The 17,083-nt window shown below is 56.2% G+C and carries 15 protein-coding genes; 11 read left to right on the forward strand and 4 right to left on the reverse strand.

Going from position 1 to position 17,083, the window contains the following annotated elements; translation table 11 throughout:
• Positions 1–2 precede the first annotated feature (2 nt).
• From folK to RHM59_RS12550, 11 genes are all read left to right on the forward strand, one after another.
• The gene (folK, locus tag RHM59_RS12500) at positions 3–476 is read left to right on the forward strand and encodes a 2-amino-4-hydroxy-6-hydroxymethyldihydropteridine diphosphokinase (protein ID WP_322167646.1); all 474 of its coding nucleotides are present in this window, start codon (positions 3–5) and stop codon (positions 474–476) included.
• A 469-nt stretch (positions 477–945) separates the two neighbouring features.
• Entirely contained in the window at positions 946–1,746 is an 801-nt protein-coding gene (gene panB, locus RHM59_RS12505) for a 3-methyl-2-oxobutanoate hydroxymethyltransferase (protein WP_322167645.1), read from the forward strand.
• Entirely contained in the window at positions 1,743–2,594 is an 852-nt protein-coding gene (panC, locus tag RHM59_RS12510) for a pantoate--beta-alanine ligase (protein WP_322167644.1), read from the forward strand. The genes panB and panC overlap by 4 nt, the downstream gene beginning before the upstream one ends.
• Positions 2,595–2,596: 2 nt before the next feature.
• On the forward strand, positions 2,597–2,977 hold the full coding sequence (gene panD, locus RHM59_RS12515) for an aspartate 1-decarboxylase (RefSeq protein WP_322167643.1): 381 nt from the start codon (positions 2,597–2,599) through the stop codon (positions 2,975–2,977).
• A gap of 224 nt (positions 2,978–3,201) precedes the next feature.
• Positions 3,202–4,866 carry a glucose-6-phosphate isomerase gene (pgi, locus tag RHM59_RS12520; RefSeq protein WP_322167642.1) on the forward strand — a complete coding sequence of 555 codons (1,665 nt, stop codon included), beginning with the start codon at positions 3,202–3,204 and terminating at the stop codon, positions 4,864–4,866.
• A 152-nt stretch (positions 4,867–5,018) separates the two neighbouring features.
• Positions 5,019–6,956: an acetate--CoA ligase gene (gene acs / locus RHM59_RS12525; protein WP_322224143.1), complete on the forward strand. Its 1,938-nt coding sequence runs from the start codon at positions 5,019–5,021 to the stop codon at positions 6,954–6,956.
• Between the two features lie 13 nt (positions 6,957–6,969).
• Entirely contained in the window at positions 6,970–7,845 is an 876-nt protein-coding gene (locus RHM59_RS12530; protein WP_322167640.1) for an oxygenase MpaB family protein, read from the forward strand.
• Positions 7,846–7,986: 141 nt separating this feature from the next.
• Positions 7,987–9,165, forward strand: coding sequence for an acetyl-CoA C-acetyltransferase (locus RHM59_RS12535; protein ID WP_322224145.1), 1,179 nt, complete (start codon positions 7,987–7,989; stop codon positions 9,163–9,165).
• 168 nt (positions 9,166–9,333) lie between these two features.
• A complete protein-coding gene (locus RHM59_RS12540; RefSeq protein WP_322224148.1) occupies positions 9,334–10,350 on the forward strand; it encodes a class I SAM-dependent rRNA methyltransferase in 1,017 nt (338 codons plus the stop codon).
• 106 nt (positions 10,351–10,456) lie between these two features.
• Positions 10,457–13,405 (forward strand): DUF748 domain-containing protein, encoded by a 2,949-nt coding sequence (locus RHM59_RS12545; protein WP_322224150.1) that lies wholly within the window; start codon positions 10,457–10,459, stop codon positions 13,403–13,405.
• A 3-nt stretch (positions 13,406–13,408) separates the two neighbouring features.
• Entirely contained in the window at positions 13,409–13,702 is a 294-nt protein-coding gene (locus RHM59_RS12550; RefSeq protein ID WP_322167636.1) for a DUF2845 domain-containing protein, read from the forward strand.
• 158 nt (positions 13,703–13,860) lie between these two features.
• Here the strand turns inward: RHM59_RS12550 and RHM59_RS12555 are convergent, their stop codons facing one another.
• From RHM59_RS12555 to RHM59_RS12570, 4 genes are all read right to left on the reverse strand, one after another.
• On the reverse strand, positions 13,861–14,214 hold the full coding sequence (locus tag RHM59_RS12555; protein WP_322170722.1) for a BON domain-containing protein: 354 nt from the start codon (positions 14,212–14,214) through the stop codon (positions 13,861–13,863).
• Between the two features lie 252 nt (positions 14,215–14,466).
• Complete coding sequence (locus tag RHM59_RS12560) at positions 14,467–15,849, reverse strand: sensor histidine kinase (RefSeq protein ID WP_322167635.1); 1,383 nt, start codon at positions 15,847–15,849, stop codon at positions 14,467–14,469.
• Positions 15,825–16,490, reverse strand: coding sequence for a response regulator transcription factor (locus RHM59_RS12565; protein WP_322167634.1), 666 nt, complete (start codon positions 16,488–16,490; stop codon positions 15,825–15,827). The genes RHM59_RS12560 and RHM59_RS12565 overlap by 25 nt, the downstream gene beginning before the upstream one ends.
• Before the next feature lie 141 nt (positions 16,491–16,631).
• Positions 16,632–17,075, reverse strand: a complete 444-nt coding sequence (locus RHM59_RS12570; RefSeq protein ID WP_322224152.1) for a hypothetical protein — start codon at positions 17,073–17,075, stop codon at positions 16,632–16,634.
• Positions 17,076–17,083: the final 8 nt, after the last annotated feature.

A 17,083-nucleotide genomic window follows, 5' to 3' on the forward strand; every position in this document is an offset into this window, starting at 1 on the left:
TCGTGGAACGCGTCTATGTCGGCTTGGGCAGCAATTTGTCTGACCCGGCAGAACAATTGCGCCATGCCATCAAGGCATTGGCGCAATTACCGTCTTGCGAATGGGCCGGCGTGTCGTCGTTCTATGCCAGCGATTCGCTGCTGCCCGGCCAGCCCCGCTTTACCAACGCCGTCGCCGCGCTAAATACAGCGCTTGAACCGCTGGCATTACTTGATGCATTGCAGGCTATCGAATTGGATCAAGGCCGAGAGCGCCATGAGCGTTGGGGCCCAAGAACGCTAGACCTTGACATCATTCTCTTTGGTGACCGGCTCATTGACGAGCCTCGGCTGAAAGTCCCTCACTACCACCTGCACGCTCGCGCTTTCGTCCTGTACCCCTTGGCAGAACTCGCCCCCCACCTGCAATTGGCCGATGGCCGCTCTCTTGATCAACTGCTAGCCGACTGCCCTTTCGTGGGTCTCGAACGCCTATAATCCCACTCGGAGCCAACTTGTTGGCGAAGGTCCTTCGGACCTGATCGCAGCCTCCGGCAGCTTGTGTCTGCAGAAATCTATGCATCGCCAAAATCCGTGGGACCGAATTCATTCGGGAAGGCTTCAGTTTTGACACTCCGCAACCTCAAACCACACAAAAGTGCCACCCCGTTGGGTGAGCAACAGCGCGGCGTCGAAGACGGGGTGGCATCCCCCACAAAGGTTTGAACGATCAAAGATAGTTACCGCCTGAAACCCGCCAGCGGTAACAGATCCCACAAACGGTAACACCCGTAATTGACTTCACGCCCCCTCATCACGAAGATAGGCGTCCCGCTGCCGATCACTTGGCAAAAGGGCGCGAATCAGGCCTTTGCAAAACTCCGCATACGACGGTGTGCCTGTTTTTCCAGATGATCTCATGCGTTGCTCGCAGTAGTTTCACAGCGCCTGAACGAGGATTTTTTTCATGCCAGACATAACCCTGACGACCTTGCAAAGCCTCAAGCAGAAAGGTGAAAAAATCACCATGCTGACCTGCTATGACGCGACCTTTGCTCACGCTGTCAGCCAGGCCGGTGTCGAAATATTGCTGGTCGGCGACTCGCTGGGCATGGTTTTGCAAGGTCATGACAGTACGCTGCCCGTGACCAATGCCGAAATGGCCTACCACGTTGCCTGCGTCAAACGCGGCAACCAAGGCGCGCTGATCCTCGCCGACCTGCCGTTCATGGCCTACGCCACGCTCGAACAGACCTTTGCCAACAGCGCGCAATTGATGCAAGCCGGCGCACACATGGTCAAAGTCGAGGGTGCGGCCTGGCTGGCCGAATCGATCAAGCTCTTGGCCGAGCGCGGCATTCCGGTATGCGCTCACATGGGCCTGACCCCCCAATCAGTAAATATTCTCGGTGGCTATAAAGTGCAGGGCCGACAAGAAGCCCAAGCCCGGCAAATGCGCGCTGATGCCATCGCTCTGGAGCAAGCAGGTGTGGCGATGATCCTGCTCGAGTGTGTGCCCAGCGAATTGGCACAGGAAATCACCCAAGCGGTCAAAGTACCGGTGATTGGCATTGGTGCTGGTAGTGCGACCGACGGCCAAGTGCTGGTCCTGCACGACATGCTCGGGTTGGCCATCACTGGCCGCGTGCCCAAGTTCGTGAAGAACTTCATGTCGGGCCAGCCAGATATCCAGTCGGCGCTACAGGCATATGTCGCCGCAGTTAAAGATGTGAGTTTCCCGGCAATAGAACACGGATTTTCCGCATGAACACAGTAAAAACCGTCCGCGAGCTACGCGCTGCGGTCGCTCGGGCACGCAGCGAGGGCAAACGTGTCGGCCTGGTCCCGACCATGGGCAACTTGCACAGTGGTCACGCCGCACTGGTCCTAAAGGCCGCTCAACGCACCGACTTCGTGGTGGCGAGCATTTTCGTCAACCCGCTGCAATTTGGCCCGAACGAAGACTTGGCGACTTACCCCAGAACCTTGCCTGCCGATCAGGAAACCCTGTTGCAAGCCGGCTGCCATCTGCTGTTCACGCCCTCGGTGGATGAAATGTATCCCCATGGCATGGACAACCAAACCCGAGTTAGCGTCCCGCACCTGTCTGAAGGCTTGTGCGGCGGCAGCCGTCCCGGTCATTTCGAAGGCGTGGCCACTGTCGTCAGCAAGCTGTTCAATATGGTTCAGCCTGATCTGGCAGTGTTCGGCCAAAAAGATTTTCAGCAACTGGCGGTCATCAAAGCGCTGGTTCGCGACCTGAACATGCCCATCCAGATCATTGGCGAACCCACGGTACGCGCCGCCGATGGCCTGGCGCTGTCTTCACGCAATATCTACCTCAGTGAGGAGCAGCGGGCGGCAGCACCCGCGTTGTACAGCGCCATCAAGCTAATCGCCGACCGCATTCAGAACGGCGAAAAGGATCTTGAACGCTTGCTCGCAGAAGGACGGGCACTCCTTGAGGCCGCCCATTTCCGCACTGACTATCTGGACGTTCGCGAAGCGACGACCTTGCGCCCCGCCGCTGCCGACGATCAGGATTTAGTGATCATGGCCGCCGCGTACCAAGGCTCCACCCGACTGATCGACAATTTGCACCTGACCAAGGAATAAACATGCACGCAATCATGCTCAAGGCCAAGCTACACCGTGCCGAGGTTACGCATGCAGTTCTCGACTACGAAGGCTCTTGCGCCATAGACGGCGAATGGCTCGACCTTGCCGGGATTCGTGAGTACGAACAAATCCAGATCTACAACATCGACAATGGCGAGCGCTTCACCACCTATGCTATTCGGGGTGAAGAAGGCTCGCGGATGATTTCAGTCAACGGCGCCGCAGCACATAAAGCGAACGTGGGGGATCGGGTCATCATTGCGGCCTATGCTCATTACAGCGAAGCCGAGTTACTCACGTTCAAGCCGCGCATGCTGTACATGGCCCCCGGGAATGAACTTAGCCACACCAGTAATGCCATACCCGTACAGGTAGCCTAATATTTTTTTTCGCATCAGCACAGATAACGACTCACTGGAAAGCCCGGCAACAGATGTGCGAAATAGTACCGAGCAAAGGTCAGGCAAGGCGCAGACAAGCGAGCAGACTGGGGTTAGTGTTCGGCTGCCTGGATGCGATTAATGATCATGCTTCGATTATTCATACACCGTCCGGGCTTTTTTAGTGGCCAAAAGGCAGTTCAAGTACAAGGAAACCCGCAGCGATGGCGTACTACCGCACTCCTCTCGACGTGACCACCCGACCCGCCTGGCAGGCGCTGACCCAACACCGCAAAGCCATGCAGGATTTCAGCATGCGCGAAGCGTTCAGCACAGACCCCCAGCGTTTCAATGAATTCACCCTTAGTAGCTGTGGGCTGTTCCTCGATTACTCGAAAAACCTGATCACGCCTGAAACCCGCGATTTGCTGGTGAACTTGGCCAACGAAGTCGATCTCAAGGGCGCGATCAAAGCGCTGTTCGACGGCGAAATCGTTAACGCCTCCGAAGGTCGTCCAGCCTTACACACCGCACTGCGCCGCCCTGTTGGCGACAAGTTGTCGGTGAATGGCGTCAATGTGATGCCCGAAGTCCACAAAGTCCTTAATCAGATCACCGATCTGGTGGGCCGAATCCACGACGGTTTGTGGCGCGGCTACTCCGAGAAACCGATCACTGACGTAGTGAACATCGGTATCGGTGGATCGTTCCTCGGCCCTGAGTTGGTGTCCGAAGCGCTGTTGTCCTACGCGCAAAAAGGCGTGCGCTGCCATTATTTAGCCAACATCGACGGCAGTGAGTTCCATGAACTGACGATGAAGCTTCGCGCCGAGACCACGCTTTTCATCGTGTCATCCAAATCGTTCAATACTCTGGAAACCCTGAAAAACGCCCAAGCCGCTCGAGCCTGGTACTTGGCGCAAGGTGGCTCTGAGGCTGAGCTATATCGCCACTTCATCGCGGTTTCCAGCAACAACGCTGCCGCCGTCGCCTTCGGTATTCGAGAAGAAAACATCTTTCCGATGTGGGATTGGGTCGGCGGTCGTTACTCGCTCTGGTCAGCCATCGGCTTGCCGATTGCATTGGCCATCGGTATGTCCAACTTTAAGGAGCTGCTGTCTGGCGCCTCGTCCATGGACCAGCATTTCCAAAGCGCGCCGTTTGAACAGAACATGCCGGTGCTGCTGGGTCTGCTGGGCGTTTGGTACGGTAACTTCTGGGGCGCAAAAAGCCACGCGATCCTGCCGTACGACCACTACCTGCGTAATATCACCAAGCATCTGCAACAGCTGGACATGGAATCAAACGGCAAAAGCGTGCGCCAGGACGGTACCCCGGTGTCCACCGACACGGGCCCGGTTATCTGGGGCGGCGTCGGCTGCAACGGTCAGCACGCTTACCACCAGTTGCTGCACCAAGGCACCCAGATGATTCCGGCTGACTTCATCGTGCCGATTGTCAGCTTTAACCCGGTTGCCGATCACCACCAGTGGCTGTACGCCAACTGCCTGTCGCAAAGCCAGGCATTGATGATGGGCAAAACCCACGCCGAAGCTGAAGCCGAGCTGCGCGAAAAAGGCATGTCCGAAGAAGACGTGCAGAAACTTGCGCCGCACAAAGTGATTCCGGGCAACCGTCCAAGCAACACGCTGGTGGTTGAACGCATCAGCCCCCGTCGTCTGGGCGCCTTGGTGGCGATGTACGAACACAAGGTGTTCGTACAAAGCGTCATTTGGGGCATCAACGCCTTTGACCAATGGGGCGTTGAGTTGGGCAAGGAACTGGGTAAAGGCGTCTACAACCGCCTGACCGGTGCCATCGAGGAGCCCGCTGACGATGCATCGACCCAAGGCCTGATCAATTATTTCCGTGGTCGTCACCGCGGCTGATCTTTCGCCTTCATCACACAACCCGCCCCTCGTCAGAGCGGCGGGTTTTTGCTGCTTGGTGCATCGCTAAGGGTGTGCCGTGCCCCTTGAACCCACTCACACCAAAGCGCACCCTGAGGAAATGTAAGGCTAATAAGAATTAGGATGTGCCCATGTTCGATATCAGCAAATTCCCTGTCGCCGATGCCGTGCGCACTGCCGCGCAGCTCAGCGAAGACGACTATCAGACGCTGTATCAACAATCGGTCGATCATCCGGATGCGTTCTGGGCGGAACAGGCCAAGCGCTTTCTTGACTGGTCAAAACCCTGGCAACAGGTGCATCAGGCGGACATAAAAACCGGAGAAGCCAGTTGGTTCAAGGGCGGCGAACTGAACGTCAGCTATAACTGCATCGACCGCCATCTTAAAGACCAAAGCGAGCAGATTGCGATCATCTGGGAAGGCGATAACCCTTCCGAATCCGCTGAAATCACCTACAAAAAATTGCACAACAACGTCGGGCGTCTGGCCAATGTGCTTAAAGGCCGTGGCGTGAAAAAGGGTGATCGGGTGTGTATTTACATGCCCATGATCCCCGAGGCTGCCTATGCGATGCTGGCCTGCGCGCGCATCGGCGCCGTGCATTCGGTAGTGTTTGGTGGTTTTTCACCGGATGCGCTGCGTGATCGCATCCTGGATGCTGATTGCCGTGTGGTGATCACCGCGGATGAAGGCGTGCGCGGCGGCAAATACATTGCGCTTAAAGAGAACGTCGACACTGCGCTGCAAAGCTGTCCAGACGTGCATACCGTGCTATTGGTCGAGCGCACTCAGGGGGAAATTGACTGGGTGACCGGCCGTGACATCTGGTATCACGAAGCCGTTAGCGGCATCAGCAACGACTGCCCACCTGAGCCGATGGACGCTGAAGATCCACTGTTCATCCTCTACACCTCCGGCAGTACCGGCAAACCCAAAGGCGTATTGCACACCACTGGCGGCTATTTGTTGCAAGCGGCGATGACGTTCCAGCATGTATTTGACTACCGCGACGGTGAAGTCTTCTGGTGCACCGCCGACGTCGGTTGGGTCACCGGCCACAGCTACAGTGTTTACGGCCCGCTGGCGAACGGCGCGACCACGCTCATTTTCGAAGGTGTGCCTAACTTTCCAGACGCCTCGCGCTTCTGGCAGGTCATCGATAAGCATCACGTCAATATTTTCTACACCGCGCCCACCGCCCTGCGCGCCCTGATGCGTGAGGGCCCAGCAGCGTTGCAAACGACATCGCGTGACAGCCTGCGCCTGCTTGGCAGTGTCGGTGAACCCATTAACCCGGAAGCTTGGGAATGGTATTTCCATAAAGTCGGCAAAGAGCGCTGCCCCATCATCGATACGTGGTGGCAGACCGAAACCGGCGGCATCATGCTCACCCCCTTGATCAGCGCTCAACACGTTAAACCCGGCTGCGCCACACGCCCGATGTTTGGCGTACAACCGGTGCTACTGGATGAGCAAGGCAAGGAAATCAGTGGCGCTGGCAGCGGTCTTTTAGCCATCAAGGCCAGTTGGCCGGGGCAGATTCGCAGTATTTATGGCGACCGCCAGCGCATGGTTGAAACCTATTTCAAACCCTACCCCGGTTACTACTTCACCGGCGACGGCGCACGCCGCGATGAAGACGGTGATTACTGGATCACCGGACGTGTGGACGATGTAATCAACGTGTCGGGACACCGCATTGGCACGGCGGAAGTTGAAAGCGCTCTGTTGTTGCACGACAGCATCGCCGAGGCAGCAGTAGTCGGCTATCCCCACGACGTGAAAGGCATGGGCATTTACGCGTTCGTCACGCCCATGGATGGGGTTGAGGCTGATGACGCGTTGAAGAAACAACTGCTGGCGCATGTCACCAAAGAAATCGGCAGCTTTGCCAAACCCGAATTGATCCAATGGGCACCGGCACTGCCGAAAACCCGTTCGGGTAAAATCATGCGTCGCATCTTGCGCAAGATCGCCTGTAACGAACTGGACAGTTTGGGCGATACTTCGACGTTGGCCGACCCGAGCGTGGTTGAAGGCCTGATTGATAAACGCCTGAACCGTTGAGCCTGCCGAACCCATGGAATTCATACGTAGCCGTATCGAAACACAAGTCATGAGCCTGACCGGATTGTCCCTTGGCCAACTGGACCTGGAAAACCCAAAAGGTGATCCGGGCTTATTTGGCCCCCAGGCCATTTGCTGGCAAGTGCATGCCGACTTCAGCAGCATGCTGATCGGTGGCATCAGCGCGTTATTGCTGCAAGCGCTGCACCCACTGGCCCTGGCCGGGGTCTGGGATCACTCGACTTTTCGCCACGACATGATGGGCCGCCTGCGTCGGACCGGGCAATTTATTGCCGGTACCACGTTCGGCTCGACTCAGGACGCCAACTGGCTGATCGAGAAGGTGCGCACTATTCACCTGCAAGTGACCGGCACCGCCCCGGATGGCCGGCCGTATGCGGCCAGTGACCCGGACCTGCTGACATGGGTGCATGTCGCCGAAGTCAGCAGCTTCCTGGGTGCTCATCTGCGCTACTGCAATCCGGATCTTTCCGTCGTCGATCAGGACCGTTACTACGCCGAAGTTGCAATCATTGCCGAACGGCTCGGAGCGCGCGACGTACCACGCTCGTCCCAAGCGGTTGCTGATTACCTGGAACGAATGCGCCCCCAGTTGTTATGCGATGAGCGCAGCCTGGAGGTGTTAAGCCGGTTATTAGCCGCGCCCGCACCGAGTAGACTGGCCAAGCCGTTTGGCGCATTGATGATGCAAGCCGGCATTGAGTTGTTACCGCTCTGGGCCTGCAGTTTGTTTGGCTTGAGCCAACATCCGCTGCAGCGCTCGATGATTCGCGCCGGCGTTAAACGCAGTTCACCAGTGTTGCGCTGGGCAATGCGTAACGGTTCGGTTCATCGCGCCCATCGCCGAATGGGCCTGGCTTACAAATAGGCGAAGAGAAGCCGTCGTTGGAACCCACCCGGCGATGTGTGACACCATATGCCGCCGTTGTCACCGCTACTGCTACTGCCGCAGCGAATCGGGCCGAACATACCTGGCCCGACGCACATTTATTAATTGTGAGGACCTGCCATGCAAGACGTCGTAATTGTTGCCGCTACCCGTACCGCAGTCGGTGCATTTCAGGGGGCTCTGGCAAATATTTCCGCAGTCGATCTAGGCGCTGCCGTCATTCGTCAACTGCTGGCACAAACCGGCCTTGATCCGGCTGAAGTCGATGAAGTGATCATGGGCCACGTATTGACCGCTGGTGCAGGACAGAACCCTGCCCGTCAATCAGCAATCAAGGCAGGCCTTCCCTTCGCCGTTCCAGCCATGACGCTGAACAAGGTCTGCGGCTCGGGCTTGAAAGCGTTGCATTTGGCAACCCAGGCCATTCGCTGTGGCGACGCCGACGTCATCATCGCTGGCGGCCAGGAAAACATGAGCTTGTCTAACTATGTAATGCCCGGCGCACGTACCGGTCTGCGCATGGGCAACAGCACCTTGATCGACACCATGATCAGCGATGGTCTGTGGGATGCATTCAATGACTACCACATGGGTATCACCGCCGAAAACCTGGCCGACAAGTACAGCATCACTCGCGAAGCACAAGACGCGTTCTCGGCAGCTTCGCAGCAGAAAGCCGTAGCGGCCATCGAAGCCGGGCGTTTTGTCGATGAAATCACCCCGATTCTGATTCCACAGCGCAAAGGCGACCCGGTGTCGTTTGCCACAGACGAGCAGCCACGCGCTGGCACCACGGCCGAATCCTTGGGCAAACTCAAGCCTGCGTTCAAAAAAGACGGCACCGTGACCGCGGGCAATGCTTCGTCGCTGAATGACGGCGCCGCTGCGGTGATTTTGATGAGCGCCGCCAAGGCTGAAAAACTTGGGCTGCCGGTACTCGCACGCATCGCGGCATACGCCAACGCGGGCGTCGACCCAGCAATCATGGGCATCGGCCCTGTGAGCGCCACCCGCCGCTGCCTCGCAAAAGCCGGCTGGTCGATTGACCAACTGGACCTCATCGAAGCCAACGAAGCGTTCGCTGCTCAATCACTGTCGGTGGCCAAAGAGTTGGGCTGGGACATGAGTAAAGTCAACGTCAACGGCGGCGCCATCGCGTTGGGCCACCCTATTGGCGCGTCAGGCTGCCGGGTGCTGGTGACCTTGCTCCACGAGATGATCAAACGCGACGCCAAAAAAGGCTTGGCAACCCTGTGCATCGGCGGCGGCCAAGGCGTGGCATTGGCGTTGTCTCGCTGACAGATCACCTGTAGGAACCAACTTGTTGGCGAAGGTCGCCGCGCGGTGTATCCGGCATGCCGCCTCGCAAACAAGTTGGCGCTTACGAATGCGCAGGCATGACCTGATGCACCGCTCTGTTGCTTAACTGTTAAACTGCCGCGCCCATTTCCAACCAAGGCGCGGTGCATGTCTTCCTTGAATCAGGCGCTCAGCGTCGCCCTCGATAACCGTCAGTCATTGCTCGCCGAGCTGCATGAGCAAGGCACGGATTGTTATCGCCTGTTTCACGGCAGCCAAGAAGGCGCCAGCGGCCTGACCATCGACCGTTATGGCCCGCAATTGCTGGTGCAAAGTTTCCACAACGCGCTCGAACACGACGAGTTGTTAGCGCTGCATGCCGCCGTCAATGCACGCCTGGGAATCGATACGCAATTGGTCTACAACGACCGCTCACACGGTAACTCACGCATCGACCGCAACGACGCTGTCTACACGGCAGACCAAGCGGCGCTAGGTGATTTGATTGGCCATGAGTGGGGATTGAACTACCGCGTGCGCGGGCGACACGCCGGGCAAGATCCGCTGTTGTTTCTCGACTTGCGTAACACCCGGGGCTGGATCAAACAGCACAGTGCCGGAAAAACCGTACTCAACCTGTTTTCCTACACCTGTGGCGTCGGCCTGAGTGCCGCTGCGGGGGGTGCACGAGAAGTCAGCAATCTGGATTTCGCAGAGGGTAACCTGGCAGTCGGCCGGGAAAACGGCCTGCTGAACCCCGAACTTAAACCGATGAAGTTCGTGCAATCCGACTATTTTCCGGCCATTCGTCAACTGGCAGGGCTACCCATCGCCCCGCGTCGTGGAAACAAGCTGCCGGACTATCCGCGTCTTCAGCAGCGGCAATACGACCTGGTGTTTCTCGATCCGCCCGCCTGGGCGAAAAGTGCGTTTGGCACCGTGGACTTGCTCCGCGACTACCAAAGTCTGCTCAAGCCTGCCGTGCTCACCACCGCCCCTAACGGGATTCTGATTTGCTGCAACAACCTTGCGAAAGTCAGCATGGAGGATTGGCGCGAACAGGTTCTACGCTGTGCCAGTAAAGCCGGGCGCCCGGTACGCGAGTGGCAGGTGATGACCCCGGGCAGTGACTTTCCGTCCATGGACCAGCAGCCACCCCTCAAAACACTAATTTTGCAGTTTTAAATAAAACGCAGCTTGGGACGTTTCCTACAACAGACGAGGCCGTTTCTTCGGAACCAGTTTCGCGTGCCATACTCAAAGGACCTCCGATAGAGAGACGACGCCTCACATGTCCAAAGGATTGATTCGCGCCATTGGCGCCTTGCTGACCGTCATCGCACTTTACAGCGTACTGGGCTTTCTGATTTTGCCCGGCATCGCACTGCGTATCGTCAACCAACAACTGGCCAATTACTCAACGGTTCCGGCAAAGCTTGATCGGCTGGAACTTAACCCCTTCAGCCTGGAAGTTACCCTCTGGGGCCTGAACATTGGTACGCCGGGTCTGGAACAAATTGGCTTCGAGCGCCTGTACGCCAACCTGCAAATCGACAGTTTATGGACTGGCGCCCTACATTTGGAGGCCATTGAGCTGGATAAACCCAAGACTGAGCTGCGGTTCGGCAAAGATGGAACGCTGAATCTGGCACAGTTGTTCAAGCTGCCGCCAACTGAGCCCGCCAAAGACCAACCGTCCAGCAAGCCGTTCCCGATGCGCATCGATCAAATAAAACTGGCCGGGGGCTATGTTCACTTCCAGGACCTGCGCCCCAGCGAACCGATTGAATTTTTGTACGACGCGCTCAACTTTGAATTGAAGAACCTCAGCACCCTGCCCGAAGACGATGCCGACATGACCTTAGTCGCGGCAGGCCCCGAAGGCGGCCAGATTGATTGGGTTGGACGTATCAGCCTGGTTCCGATTACCTCTGAAGGCAAACTCAAAGTCACTGACGGCAAGATGAAAGTCTGGTGGCCGTATGTACGCGACGCCCTGCCGCTGGAACTAAAGGATGGCGTTCTCAACTTCAGCACCGATTACACGCTGAGCTTGGCCAAAGGAACGGAATTGTTGTTAAGCAACACCGCGTTGAGTGTTGCGCCTCTTGCCATAGACACGCCTGACGGTCGGCCGCTGGTGCGCCTTGACCGCCTCGATGTCAGCGAAACCTCTATCGACTTGGCTAAACAGTTAGTCACGGTTGGCAAGATCCGCAGCAATAAACTGGAAACCTGGGCCGCTCGCGAAGCCGATGGCCAGCTCGACTGGCAGAAGCTGTTCGCCAGCCAGCCAAAAACACCGCCCCCCGCAGCTTTAAAGGCGCCAGCAGCGGCTGCAGGCAATGCTCCAGAAGTAGCGGCACAACCTATTGCGCCGAGCAAACCGTGGCAGGTGCTGTTACGTGATGTGCAACTGCGCGACTACCACATCCATCTGGCGGACCGAGTTCCAAAGGAACCAGTGGCATTGGAAGTAGGTCCGCTAAATCTGGATCTGCAGAACTTCGACAGCCTTAACAAGTCACCTTTTACGCTTAAACTCGACACTGGGTTGGGCAAACAGGGCCACATTACAGCGGCTGGCGGCGTCAATCTGAGCCCGGTCAGTGCCAAACTGCAAGTCAGCACCAAAGACATCGACCTGCGCCTGGCGCAGTCCTATATCACTCCATATATCCGCCTGGAATTGCGCAGCGGAATGCTTGGCAGTGATTTGGCAGTCAACCTGAAAAGCACAGAACCCCTGGCCCTCGGGATCACCGGCAAAGCGCAAATCGACCAACTGCACACACTCGACACCATCAAGCAGCGCGACTTTCTCAAATGGCAGCAGCTGGGTCTTGAAGGTGTGGACTTCGAACTCGGTGATCACCTGACGATAGCCAAAGTGAATCTGGTGCAACCTTACGCGCGGTTCATCATCAACGATGACCACACCACCAACATAGATGACCTGCTGATCAAACAGCCTGCTGACAGCAACAAACCCGCCGCAAAAGCCTCGGCAACCGTTGCTGCTAAAGGTCCCAGCCCGATGGGTATTCGCATCGGTGAAGTGAGTATCAATGACGGTTCAGCCAACTTCGCCGACCTCAGTCTCACACCCAACTTCGCCACAGCGATTCAGCAGCTCAACGGTAAGATTGGCACCCTGGATAATCGTCAGCCAAAACCTGCAACCGTCGATATTAACGGCAAGGTTGACCGCTACGCACCCGTCACAATCAAGGGCAGTCTGAATCCCTTCGATCCATTGGCAAGCCTAGACATTGCCACCAGTTTCAAGCGCGTAGAACTGACCACCCTGACGCCGTACTCAGGGAAGTTCGCAGGTTTCCGCATCCGCAAGGGCAGACTTAATCTCGACCTGCATTACATGATCACCAAAGGCCAGCTCAAAGCCGAAAACAAAGTGGTGGTCGAAGAACTGCAACTGGGTGAAAAAGTCGACAGCCCGAATGCAGTCGATCTACCCATTCGTTTGGCCATCGCCCTGCTCAAGGACACCGACGGCAAGATTTCCATTGAGCTTCCGATTTCCGGTGACCTGAACAGCCCGCAATTCAGCGTGATGCCGATTGTTTGGCAAACCTTGCGAAATCTGGTTTTGCGCGCCGCTCAGGCGCCCTTCAAATTCATTGGTGGGTTAATCAGCGGCGGCGACTCTCAAGACCTCGGCACTGTGGCGTTCGCGCCGGGTGCCACCGACCTGAGCCCCGACGCGCAATCCGCGCTAAACAAGCTTGCAGGGGCCTTGAAAGAGCGCCCGACGCTGCGTTTAGAGATCGAGGGCACCAGCGCAGAAAGCAGCGACGGTCCATTGATTGCCGAGCAGCGTCTTCAGCGCGAGTACCAAAGCACCTATTACAAGATTCTTCAGCGACGTGGAGATAAAGTTCCTGCGCAGGCGTCATTGCTGCCCGTGCCGGAAAACGAAAAACCGCCGATGCTGGAAGCGATCTACCGGGACCACTTGAAACAGCAACCGCCGGCCGAGTGGGCCGAGCAGGGCAAAGAAGACCGCGCCGCGAAAATGCATGATGCGGTGATCAAATCCTGGAGCTCCAATACGGTGCTACTGCGGCAGTTGGGGCAAGCGCGCGCCAGCAGCATCAAGGATTACCTGGTCGACAAGGCGAAGCTGACGGACGAGCGGATTTTCTTTGTGGATGCGAGTTTGGGTAAAGCTGAAGCGGATGGTCGGGTAGTCAGTCAACTGCATTTGGATAGCGAATAAACCATGCGAGTAAGTCGTTTTTTGTTTCTGATAGTGGCCGGATTGACCCATCAAGCGCAGGCAGACAGCCTGCGCTGTGGGAGCCAGTTGATAAGCTCCGGGGATCACGAATTTGAAGTGCAACAGAAATGCGGCGAACCCGCCGCTCGTAACCTGATCGGCTATTTACACAGCCCCAACCGGCGCGAAGAAGTGCAGATTGATGAGTGGATCTACGGCCCCACCAACGGCATGTATCAGTACCTTCGTTTTGAAGGCGGACGCCTGATTGGAATCAACAGCAAGCGCGGCAATTGACTCGCGTCTCTTTATTCCGTCTTAAATAGAACAGGCCCCGGCGCGAACGTCGGGGCCCGTAACAACCCTATCTCTAAGGCTTGGCATAAACCTTCAATGCATCAGCTGATACCTTCCTTCGCTATCAACTGACGTTACCGATGGTAGTAGCGAGCGTGTTACTGAGCCTTAAGGCCTGCAGCGGACACAGCTTTAACACCTTTGATTTTCTTGGTGATGGCAACAGCCATGTCTTTCTGGGACTGAGTGATTGCTACAGTTGACGACAGGGAAACCACGCCTTTGTTGGTTTCTACCTTAATGTCAGTGCCTGGAATGCCTTTTTCAGTGACCAGATCGGATTTGACCTTGGTGGTGATCCAAGTGTCGGAAGTTGCGCCTTCTGCCGTAGTCATCGTGCTAGCAGCAACCACCATTGGAGCCTGGGTAGTTGTAGTTTGAGCGAAAGCCGAGTTAGCCATGGTGAATGTAAGGGCAGTGGCAGCAGCGGCGGCAATAGCGAACTTATTCATATTCATACGAGTCACTCCTGTTTTTCTCAGAATCTGCGCCCGTTTCGTTGGCCGCAGGGTTACAGGTGGTATCGCAAGCGCTGTGCCATTTTTCAATATAAAAAAAACCTTTGAAAAACATGTAGTTGTACAACAATGTTAACGCTGGATTCGTGCAAATTGCACGTTCACTGTGTCGCTTGCGTGCAGGATGCATGTTTTCGTTAGCTGAAATATTGGCTGAAACCATAACGTCCTAAAAACACTCAAAAATTAGCGCCCAGTTTCCGTTGCAGCTAATGGCGCTGCCGCTGACAGTAGCAGCGAAATGCACAACCCCGTTTCCCGGGCCACATCAGAGAAGCCGAGCTCTACGTCAGCACCTATCCGCTGCGCGATGGCGCTGACGATAGAAAGACCTAAACCTGATCCCACTTGGTCGCTTCCAAGCGTGCGATAAAACGGGTCGAACACCCTAAGCCTTTCGTTAACTGAAATCCCTGGGCCCGAATCCTTGATTTGCAATCGCGCGCGCTGCCCCTCAACGGCAACTGATAGGTCGACTCGTCCCTCGTTGGGCGTATAGCGGATGGCGTTATCGACCAAATTTTTGATCACGGTGATCAGATCGAATTCGTGAACCAAAACCCACACGTCTAGATCTCCCTCCACGCCAATATCAATATGCTTGGCCTCAGCCAAAGGAAGCAGGTCTTCCAAAACATGCCGATATACACCTAGTACAGAAACCGCTGACCTTGGCAGGTCCAGCGCGGTTTGAGCTTTGGCTAAGGTCAGGAGCTGATCGAGAAGGTTCCGGCTACGCTCAATGCCTCGTCGCAACAATACCAATCGGGCTTGCGCCTGCGAGGACATGTCAGCCTCAGCCAAGCGCTCAGCCTGCAACGAAAGGGCCGTCAGTGGCGACCGCAGCTCATGCGCCGCATCCGCGACAAAGCGCCGCTGAGTGTCCATTGATTGCTCAACGCGGTTAAGCAGGCGATTAATTGCGACGACAAAGGGACGAATCTCTGCCGGTAGATGACTTTCCTTCACCGGATGTAACTCCTGCTCTGCGCGCTGATCGATCTCAACGGACAAGGCAGTAATCGGAAGAAAAATCTTACGCACAAGGTCGGCGACTACCAAGAGCAGGATCGGCACCAGAATCAGCAGTGGTATGACGGAACGCAACGCGCTGTCGCGTGCGATTTCATCGCGAACACTTGCTTCCTGCGCCAAGGCAATTCGCCGCTTACTGGCCATTGTTTTAACGAGTACCCGGAACGGTTCGCCACCCACATCAAGGGTATGCAAACCATCCGACAACGTAGTGGGCAGAGGTAATGGTGCATACTCGTCGTTTCCCAGAGCCTTGCCATCGCCATCCGCGAGGTACTGAACGATAACGCGGAACTCAGCATCATCGTCTTGGGCCTGACTGTCTTTACTGAAACCTATTATTGGAAGGTGCTGACGGTCGTAGATCGACGCAACCTGCCGTAACACATCATCCTGCAGCTCGTTGGCTTCGTCGAACGCGGACATAAATGAAAAAATGCCGGCTGCAATGGCCACGACAAGAATCGCCAACGCCAATGAAAAAGAAAGCCTGAGCTGAATCGACTCGCTCATGCGTTTTTTGAAACCATCCATCCTACCCCCCTGACGTTTTTGATCGCGTCGCTCCCCAGTTTGCGACGCAGGGCGTGGATCAGAAACTCTACCGCATTGCTTTCAACTTCTTCTCCCCAACCGTAGATGCGGTCTTCGAGATCGCTGCGAGAAAGAATCGCACCCGGCCGCACTAATAGCGCGTGCAGCAAGGCGAATTCACGATTGGAAAGCTGCACCGGGGTACCATTGTTGACCACGGACTCGCGTGTAGCAGGGTCAAGTGACAGCATACCGTTGCTGAGTAATGGAATCGCGCTCCCGCCTTTGCGCCTAAGCACCGCACGCATGCGCGCAAGCAACTCGGCCATCTCGAATGGTTTGAGCACATAATCATCAGCGCCGCCGTCCAGACCGCGCAACCGATCATCAAGGCCGTCCCGTGCGGTGATAATCAGCAACGGCACCGGATTGTCGCTAGCGCGGATGCTACGCAATACTTCCAACCCATCCTTGCCGGGTAGCCCGAGGTCGAGCAGCACCAAATCGTAGTGTTCGCTGCCGAGTGTCGTCAGTGCGGCGTGACCATTTTTCACCCAGTCCGCCGCGTAGGACGAATCCCTTAGGGCAGCCTGAATGGTTTCTCCAATCATGACGTCATCTTCGACCAGCAATACCCGCATGTCCGCAGTTCTCTTTACAAACGAGCCTGATAATAGATCCCTGCGCCTTATCGCGCAGCAACTACGATCCCAGTAGAAGCTAAACCCTATAGTGAGAGCCCCTAGAGGTAAGTCCGATCAATCAGCTCGTCAATACGGTATTTACAGGCCATCGAATTTTTTCAACAAATCTGTCATGGCTGCTTTGCAATCGGCTTGGTTGGGGATGCCGGTGCGCAGTGCCTCGATAGATCGATCAATGGCCTTGTCGATCATATGCCAGTCGTCCGCGGCGCGAGGCTTCAGGCCCGCTTCTGCAGAGTCCCAAGCCAGCTCCAAATCCTTGATGCGCGATTTGGCAGCAGGCAAATCGCCCTTGTCTACGATGGCCGCGACATCGGCGGCGATACTGCGAAAAGCTGACACATCACCCAGTTTGGAAGATGACTTAGTTTGGCCGGCTAATGACGTCTGGGTCGATGGCGCCGCAGGTACGGCGCTTAACTTGGTTTTGTCGTCGGGTTTCGAGCACCCGGCGGCAAGCGTTAGCAGCGCAATGGCTGAAGCAATCGAGGCTGAACGTATTAGCGAATGAAAACGATGCATGATTTTTC

This window comes from Pseudomonas sp. MH10 (assembly GCF_034353045.1).
Lineage (GTDB): Bacteria > Pseudomonadota > Gammaproteobacteria > Pseudomonadales > Pseudomonadaceae > Aquipseudomonas.